Here is a 13,440-nt window from a genome sequence, read left to right as displayed (position 1 = left end):
CGGGTGGGTCAGGGAGCGGTCGGGTCGGCGACGTCCCAGTCGTTCTCGTGGGGGAAGTTCCACGGCGAGGGCATCAGGTCGCCGGAGCGGACCTTGACCACCTCGCCGCCGCGGTCGATCAGCACCCACGCGTCGGGGCCGTAGTGGCCCATCAGCTCGCGGCACAGGCCGCACGGGTTGGTGACGACCGTGCGTCCGTTCTCGTCGCGGCAGACCGCGACCATCGCGACGACCTGGCCGGCGTTGTGCATCTCGGCGTTGGCGATGGCCGAGGCCTCGGCGCACACGTTGACCCGGCGCGAGCCGACGTGCAGGCCGGGGAAGACCTCGCCGCTCGCCGTACGGGCGGCGGCCGCGACCTGGTGCACGACCGGGTCGAAGGACGCGGCGAGGACCTCGACGGCGCGCTCGTAGAGGGCGACGTCCTCGGGCTCCAGCGGTACGGCGCGCATCAGTCGGCCTGCAGCTGGGGCGTGGCGATCCGGACCTGGTCGACCTTGGAGGTGCGGGCCAGGACGACGAGCCCGACGAGGGCCACGACGTACGGGATCATCTGGGCGAACTGTGGGGGCATGACTTCCTCGTTGATCTGGACGCCGGCCGCCGACGAGAGGCCGAACACGGTGGAGATCGCGGCGAGCCAGAGCACGTTGCCGCGACTGAAGATCGCCGCGGCGACCGCGACGAAGCCGAGCCCGCTCGTCATCCCCTCGGTGAAGAGGGAGAGCTGGCCGATGCTCATCTGGGCCCCGGCCAGGGCGCAGAGCATGAAGCACCACACCTGGGCGAGGATCCGCATCCGCTGGACGTTGCCGCCGGCGGTCTCCAGCGCCTCGGGGTGCTCACCGGCCGCCTTGAGGTGCCGGACGACGACGCTGTTGCGCACCGCCCAGACGGTCACGCCGACCAGCACCCACGCGAGGTAGGTGAGCACGGTGTGGCCCGAGACGAGCCCGCCGAGGATCGGGATGTCCTTGATGACGGGGATCTCGATCCGGGCCAGGCGCGGGATGCCGTCGTCGGCCAGGGCGCCCTTGACGCCGTAGATCGAGCGCAGCAGGAAGACCGTCGCGCCGGCGCCGAAGACGTTGAGCACGATGCCTGCGACGAACACGTTGACCCGGTACGTCGTGATCAGGATGCCGAACAGCAGCCCGGCCACGGCCGCGGCGAGGAGCGTGACCAGGATCGCGCCCAGCCCCGAGCCGAGCTCGAGGCCGAACGCGACCCCGAAGAAGGCGCCGAAGATCATGGCGCCCTCCAGGCCGACGTTCAGGTCCCTGGTCCAGGAGGTGACCAGGCAGCCGAGCGCGGCCAGCAGGATCGGGGTGGTGAAGCGCATCCCCGATCCGAGAAATGCGTCGAGCCAATCCATGTCACGACCTCCGCAACGAGCCCAGGCGGTGACGCAGCTGGGCGAACTGGTGGAACACGCGCGCCTGGGCGGCAGCCGCGATGATGATGGCCGAGATGAGCACCAGCGAGAGCTCCGAGGGGACGTCGGAGGCCTGCTCGATGCCGCGGGCGGCCGAGCGCATCACGCAGTAGACGCTCACCCAGATGACCGTGGCCACGGGACGGGAGCGGGCGACGAGCGCGATGAGCACGCCGTCCCAGCCGATGCCCGAGGCGATCTCGGTCCAGAACCGGCCCTGCGAGGCGGTGACCAGCAGCGAGCCGGCGACACCGCACACGAAGCCGCTCAGCGCCATCGAGGAGACCCGCGCCCGGAAGACGTCGATGCCGACGGACGAGGCGAAGGCGGGGCTCTCCCCCGTCATCCGCCAGCGGTAGCCGAGCACCGAGCGCTCGCTGAGCCACCAGATCACGATCGCGACGACGACCACCACGAACACGGCCGTGGTCAGGCCGCTGCGCGACACGATCTCGTCGAAGCGGGCGGTGTCGGCGACCTCCTTGGTCGTGCCGCTCTGGCGCGTGGTGTCGCGCAGGGGACCGATCGCGAGGTAGGCGCAGAAGAGGATGACGATGTAGTTCGACAGCAGCGTCGAGAGCACCTCGTCGACGCCCCAGGCGGCGCGCAGCCAGCCGAGGCCGGCCGCGATCAGGCCACCGGCCAGACCCGCCGCCAGCGTGCAGAGCAGCAGGTGCGCGGGCGAGAACAGCGGGCCGAGGTAGGCGCCGGTGAGCGCGGCGGCGAGGGCGCCGGCGTACATCTGGCCCTCGGCGCCGATGTTGAACATGCCGGAGCGGAAGGCGATCGCGACGCCGAGCGCGGCGACGTAGAGCGGCAGGCCCCAGGCGAACGTCCGGGCGACCTGGGTGGGGTCGCCGACGGCGTACTGGAGGCCGCTCTGGATCGTCGCGAACGGCGCGTAGCCCTGGCTGTAGATCAGCACCGAGGCCAGCACCAGGCCGATCACCACGGTGTAGCCGATCGCGGCCGCCTGGCGGCCGGCGACCGAGCGCCAGCCCGGCTTGTCCGGCGGCGCCGGGGCCGGAGCCGCCGGCTCGGTCGCGGACGTCGTGGGCGCCGTCGTCATGAGGCACCTCCCGTGGTCGCGCCCATCATGTGCATGCCCAGCTCCTCGCGGGTCGTGTCGAGGGTCCGCTTCTCCGCGACCACCTGGCCGCGGTACATCACCAGCACCCGGTCGGAGAGGCGCAGGATCTCGTCGAGGTCGGCCGAGACCAGCAGCACCGCGCACCCGCGGGCGGTCGCCTCGGCGATCCGGCCGTAGAGGTACTCGATGGCGCCCAGGTCGACGCCGCGCGTCGGCTGCGCCAGCACCAGGCAGGCAGGCTGCTCCTCGAGCTCGCGGGCGACGACGATCTTCTGCTGGTTGCCGCCCGAGAGCGTGCTGCAGACGGCGTCGACGCCGGCGGCCTTGATGTCGTACTCACGGACCAGGCCGGTCGCCGTGGCCCGGACCTTGGCGCTCAGCGCGCTGGCGAGGACGCCGAGCCCGGTGCGCTTGCGCACCTCGCACGGCGCGATCGCCTCGAGGACCGTGCCGTTGATCGGCAGTCCCTCGTGGTGCCGGTCCTCCGGGACGTAGCCCAGGCCGCGGTCGCGCCGGGTCGCGACGTCCATGCCGCCGACGTCGGTGCCGGAGATCGACACCGTGCCGCCGGTGAGGGCGAGCGTGCCGACCAGCGCCTCGGCGAGGGCGGTCTGGCCGTTGCCCTCGACGCCGGCGATCCCGAGGATCTCGCCGGCGCGCACGGTGAAGGACACCGCGTCGAGGGCCGCGTCGTGGCCGGGCTTCTCGGTGCTGATGGCGTCGACGAGGAGCACCGGGGGCTGCTCCTCGGGGACCACCCGCTCGACCCGGCCGAGGTTGACGTCGCTGCGACCGGTCATCGCGGCGACCACCTCGGCGGCGTCGGTGGCCGCGGCGTCGTACGTGCCGACGGTGCGGCCGCGGCGCAGCACGGTGATCCGGTCGGCCACCGCGAAGACCTCGCCCAGCTTGTGCGAGATGAACACGATCGCCGAGCCCTCGGCCGCCAGGCGACGCAGGAGCTCGAAGAGCTCGGTCGTCTCCTGCGGCGTCAGTACGGCGGTCGGCTCGTCGAGGATCAGCACCCGCGCGCCGCGGTAGAGGACCTTGACGATCTCGATCTTCTGCTGGGTGGCGACGCTGAGCTTGCCGGTCACCGCCTCGGGGTCGATGTCGACCCCCAGGCGCCGCATCGGCTCGGCGATCGCCTCCTTGGCCCGGTCCTTGCTGTAGAGCCCGGGCCCGCCCGGCTCCGCGCCGAGCGTGATGTTCTCGGCCACGGTGAACGTGGGCACCAGCATGAAGTGCTGGTGCACCATGCCGATCTGGGCGTCGATCGCGTCCTGGGGACGGCGGAAGTGCCGCTCCTCGCCGCGGACCCGGATCACGCCGGCATCGGGCTGGTACATCCCGAAGAGCATCCGCATCAGCGTCGTCTTGCCCGCGCCGTTCTCCCCGACCAGGGCGTGCACCTCACCGGCGCGCAGGTCCAGGTGGACGTCCTCGTTGGCGACCACCGGGCCGAACCGCTTGGTGATGCCGGACGCCTCGAGCAGCGGGGCGTCCGGCCTCGTCGTCTCATTCACTGATCTTGAGCTCCCCGGAGGAGATCCGCTCCTGGAGGGCGTCGAGCTGCGCGATGCCGTCGGCACCGACCAGGGCCTCGTCGTAGACCATCTTCCAACCACCCTCGGCGAAACCGTAGGTGTGCTGGCTGCCCTGCTCCAGGTCGCCGCCCTGGTAGTCCTTCACCAGCGCCAGCAGGACCGTGTCGACACCCATCTCCAGGCTGCCCGACGTCTTGCCGGGGGCCAGCGAGCTCTTGTCCGCGACCACGCCGATCGGCGCGATCTTGCCGTCGGCCTTGGCGGCGTCGAAGATGCCGGCGCCGGTCAGGCCGGCGTAGGCGAAGATCGAGTGGGCGCCCTTCTGCTGCAGCGCGAGCGCGATCTCGCGGCCCTTGGCAGGGTCGACGAACGAGCCGGCGTACTGGGGGGTGACCTTCTGGGCCGGGTCGACCTCGGCGACACCCTGGGTGTAGCCGGACTCGCAGTTCTTGATCACCGGGGCGTCGATGCCGCCGACGAAGCCGGCGGCCTTGGCGCCCGCGGCTGCGTTGACGGTCGCGGCCAGCGCGCCGGCCATGTAGCAGCCCTCGGCCGTGCGGAACTCCGCGGAGACCACGTTGGGGCTGTCGACGGTGCCGTCGACGAACACGAACTGGGTGTCGGGGTTCTCGTCGGCCACCTTGACGAGCGCGTCGATCGCCTCGAAGCCGAGCACGAAGACGATGTCGTTGGCGTCGGCCGCATCCTGCAGGAGGGGCTCGAAGTTCTGGGCCTGCAGCTGGCCCTCGTAGGTGTTGACCTTGGCGTCCAGGTCGGACTCCAGGGGCTTCTCGGCGGCCGCGGCCTGGTCGAAGAAGTCGCCGTCACCGAAGGCGTTGTCGACGAAGATGCCGACCGAGAGGCCTTCGTCGTCGGACCCCGAGGCCTTGGGCTTGGCTCCTCCGCACGCCGTCAGACCGACAGCGAGAACGGCCGCGCTCGCCACCACGCTCGCGCGCTTGACGAACGGGCGCCGGGTCGCGGAGGCGAAGAACGGAAGTTTCGTGGTCATCGGAATCTCCTCGGTCGAGCACGCTGCCGAGCACGGTGCTGCGGCGGCTGTGATCCGGAACATATCAATCATCATATGATACGATCAACCCCTCAAATCGAGGATCCCCTCCCAGCCGACTGGAGACCGCATGGCCGCCGAGCACTCCCGCCGCGTCGTCGTCACCGATCACGCGTTCGTCGACACCGCCCACGAGGAGCGGGTGGCGGCCGAGCTCGACTGCGCCTTCGCCGTCCACGCGTGCACCGACGAGGCCGAGACCGTCGCGGCGGTCACCGGCGCGGACGTCGCCTTCGTGAACTTCGCGCCCGTCACCCGTGCGGTGCTGGCCGCGATGGCGCCCGGGGCGACGGTGGTCCGCTACGGCATCGGCTACGACAACGTCGACGTCGCGGCCGCCGACGAGCTGGGGGTGCGCGTCGCCAACGTCCCCGACTACGGCGTCAGCACCGTGGCCGACCACGCCGCGGCGAGCGTGCTCTCGCTCGCGCGCCGCCTGACGTCGTACGACGCCCTGGTGCGGCGCCACGGCTGGGCCCGGCCCGGCGACGTGGGTCCGCTGCCCGGCCTGGCCCAGATGACCGTCGGCCTGGTGGGCTTCGGCCGGATCGCCCAGGAGGTCGCCCGGCGCCTGGCGCCCTTCGGCTGCACGATCATCGCCCACGACCCGCACTGCCCCGCCGAGGTCGTCACCGCCCACGGCGTCGAGCCGGTCACGCTGCCCGAGCTGCTGGCGCGCTCGTCCGCGGTCTCGCTGCACGCCCCGCTCACCCCCGACACCCGGCACCTGGTCGACGCGGACTTCCTCCGGGCGCTGCCCGCCGGCGCGATCCTGGTCAACACCGCGCGCGGCGGACTCGTCGACGAGGCGGCCCTCGCGGCCGCGCTGATCGACGGTCACCTCGCGGCGGCGGCGCTCGACGTCACCGACCCCGAACCCTGGGCGAGCGACTCCCCGCTGCGAGATGCTCCTCACCTCGTGCTCACCCCCCATGCCGCGTTCTACGCGACCGACTCCCTCGACCGGCTGCAGCGCCTGGCCAGCGAGGAAGCCGGCCGTGCGCTGCGGGGCGAGCCCCTGCGATGCCCCGTCGCCGGGACCGTGACCCAAGGAGCGACCGCATGACCACGTCCACGTCCGGCCCGCGCAAGACCCGGCTCTCCGAGCAGGTCGCGGACGCGCTGATCCAGCAGGTGGTCGCCCAGGAGCTCAAGCCGGGCGACCGGATGCCCACCGAGCCCGAGCTCGTCGAGCAATTCGACGTCAGCCGCACGGTCATCCGCGAGGCCAGCCGGATCCTGGTCGAGCGCGGCCTGGTCGAGATCCGGCCGCGCCGCGGCATGGTCGTCGCCGACTTCGACGGCACCGGTTTCGCCCGCCAGTTCGAGCTCCTGCTGCAGATGAAGCGCGGCAGCTTCCGCGAGCTGATGGAGATGCGCCTGGCCCTGGAGGTCGGGATGATCGAGCACGCCGCCGAGCGCTACACCGCCGACGACAAGCGCCACATCGAGGACGCCCTGCGCTCGTTCGAGGGCCACGAGGTCGACCACGCGACCGCGCTCGAGGCCGACCTGGAGTTCCACTCCGCGCTCGCCCAGGCCTCGCACAACCCGTTCTTCACCCACATCATCAACCCGATCAACGACTACCTGCGCGGGGCCTACCGGCCCACGCTCGGCTACGAGGCCGCGCGCGACAACACGCTGCGCGAGCACCAGGAGATCGCCGATGCGGTCTTCGCCCGCGACGTCACCGCGGCCGGGCGCCACGCCCGCCAGCACCTCCTGCGCGTCCTCGCCGACACCGACGCGCTGCTCGACTGACACCGCCCCTCCCCTCCTGAGAGGACCTCGATGGACCTGACCACCCAGCGCCCCCTCCCCGCGGCCTTCGGCCTCCACGACCGGCACGTCGTGGTGACCGGCGGTGGCCGCGGGATCGGGCGCGCGATCGCGCTCTGCGCCGCCGCCGGCGGCGCCCGGGTCACCCTCGTCGCCCGCTCGCAGGAGCAGCTCGACGACGCCGCGGACGAGGTCCGCGCCGCCGGCGGCACCTGCACGAGCGTCGCCCACGACCTGACCGACACCGAGAGCCTCGACGCCCTCGCGGAGCGGCTCTGGGAGATCGCCCCGGTCGACGGCGTCGTCCACGCGGCGGGCGTCCAGCTGCGCGGGCCGGCGGTCGAGGTCGAGGTGGCCGGCTGGCGCCGGGTCCAGGCGCTCAACGTCGACGCGCCGTACTTCCTGAGCACCGCGCTCGCCCGCCGCCAGCTCGCGGCGGAGCAGCGCGGCTCGCACGTCTTCATCGGCTCGCTCAACAGCAGCCTCGGGCTGCCCAACGTCTCGCCGTACGTCGCCTCGAAGACCGCGCTCGTCGGCATCACCCGCGCCCTGTCGACCGAGTGGGCCGCCCGCGGCCTGCGCGCCAACATCGTGGGGCCCGGCTACTTCCGCACCGAGATGACCGAGGGCCTGCTCGCCGAGCCGGCCCACGCGCAGCGGATCCTCGGCCGGATCCCGGCCGGTCACCTCGGCGCCCCCGAGGACGTCGGCACGGCAGCGGTCTTCCTGCTGAGCGACGCCTCGTCGTACATCACCGGACAGCTGCTCAACGTAGATGGAGGATGGCTCGCCTCATGACGCCCTCGACCGCACGACCCCACGGCCTCTCGATCATCGCCGGCGAGGTCGGCGCCCCCGACGGGACCGGGACGCCGTTCCGCGCCACCGACCCCGCCACCGACGCGCTCGTCGAGCCGGTCTTCCACCCGGCGACCGACGACGAGGTCGGCCGGGCCGTGGCCGCGGCGACCGCCTGCTTCGACGACTACCGGGCCACCACGCCCGCCGTCCGCGCCGCCTTCCTCCGCACGATCGCCGACCACCTGGAGGCCGCTCGCGAGGCGCTGGTCACCCGCGCCGGCACCGAGACCGGCCTGCCCGAGGCGCGCCTCAACGGCGAGCTGAGCCGCACCACCAACCAGCTGCGGCTCTTCGCCCGCGAGCTCGACCTCGGCGACCACCAGGGCGTCCGGATCGACCACGCCCAGCCCGAGCGCCAGCCGGCCCCCGCGCCGGACCTGCGCCAGCGGCAGGTGCCGCTCGGCCCGGTCCTGGTCTTCGGCGCCAGCAACTTCCCGTTCGCCTTCTCCACCGCGGGCGGCGACACTGCCTCGGCGCTCGCCGCCGGGTGCCCGGTGATCGTCAAGGCGCACAACTCCCACGCCGGCACCGCCGAGCTGGCCGGCTGGGCGATCGTCGACGCGGCCCGTGCCTGCGGCATGCCGGCCGGCGTCTTCTCCCTCGTCTACGGCCCCGGTACGACGGTCGGCCAGCGCCTCGCCGCCGACCCCGGCATCAAGGCGATCGCCTTCACCGGCTCCCAGGGCGGCGGCACCGCGCTCATGCGCACCGCCGCGGCCCGCCCCGAGCCGGTCCCGGTGTACGCCGAGATGTCCTCGGTCAACCCGGTCGTCCTGCTCCCCGGCGCCTGGGCGGAGCGCGGCGCGGCGATCGCGACCGGCTTCGTCGGCTCGCTGACCCTCGGCTCGGGCCAGTTCTGCACGAACCCCGGCCTGCTGTTCGTGCCGACGGCGCACGCCGACGACGTACGGGCCGCGGTGGCTGCCGAGCTGCGCGACCGCCCCGGCCAGACGATGCTCTCCCCCAGCATCAGCAGCGCCTACGCCGACGGCATCGGCCGTCTCGACGCCTCGGACCGGACCACCCTGGTCGCCGTCGGCGCCGAGGGCCCGACCCGCAACGCCCCCGCCCCCGCGGTCTACGCCGCGGACCTGGCGGACTTCGCGACCGACGACGCGCTGCGCGAGGAGGTCTTCGGCGCCGCCTCGCTCATCGTCACCTACGACGACGTCGACGCCCTGCGCACGGCCCTCGACGGGCTGGAGGGCCAGCTGACCATCAGCGTCCACGCCGAGCCCGCCGACCACGCCGCCGTCGCCGCGCTGCTGCCCACGCTGGAGCGGCGCGCCGGCCGGCTGATCCTCAACGACTGGCCCACCGGCGTCGAGGTCAACGACGCGATGGTCCACGGCGGACCGTTCCCGGCGACCTCCGACAGCCGCACCACCTCGGTCGGCAGCGCGGCGATCCTGCGCTTCCAGCGGCCGGTCGCCTACCAGGGCTTCACCGACGCGCTGCTGCCGCCGGCCGTCGCGGACGCCAACCCGTGGGGCCTGCCGGCCCGGGTCGACGGCGCGCTGGTCCGCTAGCGCTCGGTCGCTGGATCCTCGAGCACGGCGGCGACGTCGTCGACGAGCGCGAGGATCCAGCGCCAGGTGTCCGGGTCCTCGGTCACCAGCGACTCGCGCCGGTAGAGGTAGAGCCGCCCGTCGACGACCTCGACGTGCACCGGCCGCTCGGTCAGCCGGGCGAGCACGTCGGGGCGGAAGAGGGTCGCGTCGAGGAGCGGACCGACGGTGCCGGTGCGCCCGATCGGCGCCTGGACGAGGTATGCCTCGGCGCCAGGCCCCTCCAGCTCGGGCGTGCCGAGCGACTGGTCGTCCGAGGCGGGCAGGCTGACGTCGGTCCACGGGCCCCGCGCTCGCAGCACGAGGTGCGGCAGCTGCTGGTCCGAGATCGGGGTGGTCGCATAGGCCCAGTCGCTCGACCCGGAGACGCTCCGGCCGTAGCCGAAGTGGTGCAGTCCCAGCTCGATCTCGCGCGGCTCGGACATCCGCACGACGTCGCGGGTCAACGGCCCCACGCCCTGGTTGAAGATCAGCCCCGGCCCGGTGTGCGGCGCGTCCGGCCGCGGGGTGAACGTCATGCCGTTGGCCGCCGCGAACCGGCCCAGGCGCACCAGCCGGACCCGGTACGCCGGGTTCGGGCGCACCGCCGACCGGAGCAGGCCGAGCGTGATCACCGTGGCGATCCCGGCCGGGAGCAGCGCCCACCACGGCCGCGGCGGGAGGAACGAGAGCCCCAGCGCGATCGCACCGAAGAACAGCCACGACAGCAGGCTGACGATCAGCCAGCCGGCCAGCTCCATGCCCAGCTCGCGCGAGGTCCGCGGCGGGAGGTCGGCCCGGTCGACCGGGGCGGTCAGCGCGCCGACGAGGAGGCGGTCCGCGGCCATCAGGCGCCGAACTGAGGCGCCCGCTTCTCGACGAACGCGGTGACGCCCTCCTGCCCGTCGGGCGTGCCGGCCAGGCTGCGGATCGACAGCGTCTCGGCGCGCAGCGCGGTCTCGGGCGCGGGCGCGGCGACATCGCGGAGCAGGTGCTTCGCGGCAGCCTGAGCGCTCGCCGAACCGGCCGCGAGGCTCGCGGCGAGCTGGTCGACGGTGGCCGCCAGCTCGTCGGCCGGGACGACGCGGGCGACCAAGCCGGCGTCGTACGCGTCCTGGGCGGTGAGCAGGTCACCGAGCAGGGCCAGGCGCAGCGCCCGGTGCAGGCCGAGGGTGTGCACGAGGAGCGAGCTGCCGCCGTCGGGCGAGAGGCCGACCTTGGTGTAGGCGAGGCTGAACTTCGCGCCCTCGGCGGCGACGACGACGTCGGCCGCGGCGGCGAGCGGGAAGCCCGCGCCGGCGGCGGTGCCCTGGACCGCGCTGACGACGATCGCGTCGGAGCGGACCAGCTCGCTGACCACCCGGTGCAGCGCGTCGGCGAGGTCGTCGATGAAGGCGGTGACGTCGTCGGCGGCCGAGAAGGCGCCGAGGTCGCCGCCGACCGAGAAGAAGCGGCCCTCGGCGGCGAGGACGATCACCCGGGCGCCGTCGCGGTGGGCGGCGCGGACGGCGTCGTGGAGCTGGGCCACCGAGCCGGGGTGGACCGGGTTGCCCCGGTCGCCGTCGGCGAGGGTGATCCGGGCGATCCCGGCGTCGTACTGGTAGCGGACGAAGGTGTCGGTCATCAGGGAGTCCTCGGGATCAGCGGAACTGGTCGTGCAGGGTGGGCGGGAGGTCGAAGAGCGGGTCGCGGGTCAGCTCCGCGCGGCCCAGCGTGGTCAGGTGGGCCTCGTCGGGGCCGTCGAAGATCCGCATCGCGCGGTGCCAGCCCCAGAGCGAGGCGAGCGGCGTCGCATCGCTGATGCCGGCCGCGCCGTGCAGCTGGATGGCGCGGTCGATGACCGACAGCACCGCCCGCGGTACGGCGATCTTGGCCGCCGCGATGAGGTGCCGGGCGCCCTTGTTGCCCTCGGTGTCGACGGTGTGCGCAGCCAGGTGGCACAGCGCCCGCGCCTGGTCGAGCTCGACCCGCGACTCGGCGATCTTCTCGCGCACCGCGGACTGCTCGGCGAGCAGACCGCCGAACGCCGTGCGCGTCTTGGCCCGCTCGACCATCATCGCCAGCGCCCGCTCGCCGGCGCCGAGCGCCCGCATCACGTGGTGGATCCGGCCCGGCCCCAGCCGCATCTGGGCCGCGGCGAAGCCGCCACCCTCCTCGCCGAGCAGGTTGCCGACCGGCACCCGGGCGTCGGTGAACTCGATGATCGTGTGCCCGTGCTGGTCCTGCCGGCCGAAGACCGGGTACGAGCGCCCGATCGTCACGCCCGGGGTGTCGACCGGCACGATCACCATCGACTGCTGGCGGTGCGTGGCGGCGTCCGGGTCGGTCTTGCCCATCACGATGAGCACCTGGCAGCGCGGGTCGGCGGCACCGGTGATCCACCACTTGCGGCCGTTGATGACGTACTCGTCGCCGTCGCGCTCGATGCGGGTCTCGATGTTGGTCGCGTCGGACGAGGCGACCGCCGGCTCGGTCATCGCGAACGCCGAGCGGATCTCACCGTCGAGCAGCGGCCGCAGCCAACGGTCCTGCTGCTCGGGGGTGCCGACGAGGTGCAGCAGCTCCATGTTGCCGGTGTCGGGCGCCTGGCAGTTCATCGCCTCGGGGGCGAGCTCGAGGCTCCAGCCGGACAGCTCGGCCAGCGGCGCGTACTCCAGCTGGGTCAGCCCCGACTCGCTCGGCAGGAAGAGGTTCCACAGGCCGCGCTCGCGCGCCTTGGCCTTGAGCTCCTCGACCACCGGCGGCACGGTGTGGTCGTCGGCGCCCGCCTCGTCGCGGTGGCGCTCGTAGGCCTCCTCGGCCGGGAACACCTCGTCAGCGAGGAAGCGCTTCAGCTCGTCGTACAGGCGCACGGCCTGGTCGCTGGGGGCCGCATAGGCCGGGTACATGGGAGACGGGCCGGTCATGGGCCCCACTATGGCCTAAGCGCTAGGAGGCGCAGGCGCCGGTGTTGACCTCGGCGTCGGCGGCGACACCCGCCCGGGCGCTGGCCGAGACCTGCTGGGCGGTCAGCGCGTAGCCGGTCTCGGGATCGGTGACCGAGGCGGCGAAGACCACGCCGGCGACCTTGCCCTGGGGCGTGACGATCGGTCCGCCGGAGTTGCCGGGGCGGACCAGTCCGCGCAGCGAGTAGACCTCGCGCACGACGGTGCCGTCGCCGTAGATGTCGGGCGAGCGGAGGTTCTGCTTGGCGCGCACCCGCGCGGTCTGGACGTCGAACGGCCCGTCCTGGGGGTAGCCGACGATCGCGACCGGGTCACCGGCGCCGACGCCCTTGTCGAACGGGAGCACCGGGGTGTCCTCGGTCTCGAGGGCGAGTACGGCGATGTCGAGCTTGCGGTCGTAGTGGACGACGCGGGCGAGCTCGGTGCCGCCGCCGATGCTGACCTCGGGGTCCTCGACGCCGGCGACGACGTGGGCGTTGGTCATCACGCGGTCCTGGGCGATGACGAAGCCGGTGCCCTCGACGCCGCGCCCGCAGCGGTTGGCGCCGCGGATCTTGACCACGCTCGACCGGGTCGCCTTGACCTTGGCCGTGCCGGGCAGCTCGGACGGGCCCGGCGCGACCTCGACGATCTGCTCGGGGGCGAACGGCTCGAGGTAGCGCGGGAAGAAGCCCGTGCCGACGACGTTGTTGAAGGCCTGGAGGGCGTTGGGGGCCGACTCGGGCAGCACGCCGTTGACCTTGGCCAGGACCGCCGAGCTGCGCACCATCGAGGTGATCGGGCCGATCCGGGTGCCGGAGATCGCGACGCCGAGGGCCCAGGCCACCAGCAGCACCGCCAGGGCGCTCAGCAGCGCGCCGCCGATCGCGTCGACGGCCCGCGCGGGCTGCCAGGTGATCCGCTCGCGGACCCGCGCGCCGGCGTACTGGAGCAGCGCCTGGCCCAGCGAGGCGCACAGGATGACGATGAACAGCGCCCCGAGCGAGACCGCCAGCGAGGGCTCCAGCCCGCCCAGCACCAGGGGCGCGAGCAGGATGCCGCCCAGGCCGCCGGAGAGCAGGCCGATGGTGGCGAAGGCGCCGGTGATGAAGCCCTGCCAGTAACCCGACAGGGCGTAGGCAGCGACCAGCAGCAGGAGCAGCCAGTCGAGCAGGTTCACTG

13 protein-coding genes are annotated in these 13,440 nt (G+C 73.2%); 4 read left to right on the top strand and 9 right to left on the bottom strand.

Annotated elements, in window-relative coordinates; genetic code table 11:
- Window positions 1-8 precede the first annotated feature (8 nt).
- Genes M0M48_RS27520 through M0M48_RS27500 form a run of 5 tightly spaced genes read right to left on the bottom strand, consistent with a single transcriptional unit; the run spans window position 9 to window position 5,084 of the window.
- Window positions 9-452 carry a hypothetical protein gene (locus M0M48_RS27520; RefSeq protein ID WP_257753577.1) on the bottom strand — a complete coding sequence of 148 codons (444 nt, stop codon included), beginning with the start codon at window positions 450-452 and terminating at the stop codon, window positions 9-11.
- Window positions 452-1,342, bottom strand: a complete 891-nt coding sequence (locus M0M48_RS27515; protein WP_215813700.1) for an ABC transporter permease — start codon at window positions 1,340-1,342, stop codon at window positions 452-454. The genes M0M48_RS27520 and M0M48_RS27515 overlap by 1 nt, the downstream gene beginning before the upstream one ends.
- Window positions 1,343-1,376: 34 nt before the next feature.
- Entirely contained in the window at window positions 1,377-2,504 is a 1,128-nt protein-coding gene (locus tag M0M48_RS27510; protein WP_257753576.1) for an ABC transporter permease, read from the bottom strand.
- Window positions 2,501-4,051, bottom strand: coding sequence for an ABC transporter ATP-binding protein (locus M0M48_RS27505; protein WP_257753575.1), 1,551 nt, complete (start codon window positions 4,049-4,051; stop codon window positions 2,501-2,503). Before M0M48_RS27505 ends, M0M48_RS27510 begins: the two co-directional genes overlap by 4 nt.
- A complete protein-coding gene (locus M0M48_RS27500; protein ID WP_257753574.1) occupies window positions 4,044-5,084 on the bottom strand; it encodes a BMP family lipoprotein in 1,041 nt (346 codons plus the stop codon). Before M0M48_RS27500 ends, M0M48_RS27505 begins: the two co-directional genes overlap by 8 nt.
- Window positions 5,085-5,214: 130 nt before the next feature.
- On the opposite strand from M0M48_RS27500, the gene M0M48_RS27495 reads away from it, so the two are divergent.
- The 4 genes from M0M48_RS27495 to M0M48_RS27480 are packed head-to-tail and all read left to right on the top strand — an operon-like array spanning window position 5,215 to window position 9,316.
- Window positions 5,215-6,210 carry a C-terminal binding protein gene (locus M0M48_RS27495; RefSeq protein WP_257753573.1) on the top strand — a complete coding sequence of 332 codons (996 nt, stop codon included), beginning with the start codon at window positions 5,215-5,217 and terminating at the stop codon, window positions 6,208-6,210.
- Window positions 6,207-6,908 carry a FadR/GntR family transcriptional regulator gene (locus M0M48_RS27490; protein ID WP_215813705.1) on the top strand — a complete coding sequence of 234 codons (702 nt, stop codon included), beginning with the start codon at window positions 6,207-6,209 and terminating at the stop codon, window positions 6,906-6,908. The genes M0M48_RS27495 and M0M48_RS27490 overlap by 4 nt, the downstream gene beginning before the upstream one ends.
- 30 nt (window positions 6,909-6,938) lie before the next feature.
- Window positions 6,939-7,724 (top strand): SDR family NAD(P)-dependent oxidoreductase, encoded by a 786-nt coding sequence (locus tag M0M48_RS27485; RefSeq protein ID WP_257753572.1) that lies wholly within the window; start codon window positions 6,939-6,941, stop codon window positions 7,722-7,724.
- Window positions 7,721-9,316, top strand: a complete 1,596-nt coding sequence (locus M0M48_RS27480) for an aldehyde dehydrogenase (NADP(+)) (protein ID WP_257753571.1) — start codon at window positions 7,721-7,723, stop codon at window positions 9,314-9,316. Before M0M48_RS27485 ends, M0M48_RS27480 begins: the two co-directional genes overlap by 4 nt.
- Here M0M48_RS27480 and M0M48_RS27475 read toward each other — a convergent pair.
- From M0M48_RS27475 to M0M48_RS27460, 4 genes are read right to left on the bottom strand one after another with little or no spacing between them, the layout of a single operon-like run.
- Window positions 9,313-10,182 (bottom strand): hypothetical protein, encoded by an 870-nt coding sequence (locus tag M0M48_RS27475; protein ID WP_257753570.1) that lies wholly within the window; start codon window positions 10,180-10,182, stop codon window positions 9,313-9,315. The two genes, M0M48_RS27480 and M0M48_RS27475, sit on opposite strands and share 4 nt — an antisense overlap.
- The gene (locus tag M0M48_RS27470) at window positions 10,182-10,958 is read right to left on the bottom strand and encodes an enoyl-CoA hydratase/isomerase family protein (RefSeq protein ID WP_257753569.1); all 777 of its coding nucleotides are present in this window, start codon (window positions 10,956-10,958) and stop codon (window positions 10,182-10,184) included. Before M0M48_RS27470 ends, M0M48_RS27475 begins: the two co-directional genes overlap by 1 nt.
- 16 nt (window positions 10,959-10,974) lie before the next feature.
- Window positions 10,975-12,240: an acyl-CoA dehydrogenase family protein gene (locus tag M0M48_RS27465; RefSeq protein WP_257753568.1), complete on the bottom strand. Its 1,266-nt coding sequence runs from the start codon at window positions 12,238-12,240 to the stop codon at window positions 10,975-10,977.
- A 22-nt stretch (window positions 12,241-12,262) separates the two neighbouring features.
- Window positions 12,263-13,438 (bottom strand): MarP family serine protease, encoded by a 1,176-nt coding sequence (locus M0M48_RS27460; protein WP_257753567.1) that lies wholly within the window; start codon window positions 13,436-13,438, stop codon window positions 12,263-12,265.
- Window positions 13,439-13,440 lie beyond the last annotated feature (2 nt).

Origin of the sequence: Pimelobacter simplex (assembly GCF_024662235.1) — a bacterium.
GTDB lineage: Bacteria > Actinomycetota > Actinomycetes > Propionibacteriales > Nocardioidaceae > Nocardioides.
The sequence above is the reverse complement of the archived record's forward strand: the minus strand, read 5'-3'. Positions and strand labels throughout refer to the sequence as shown.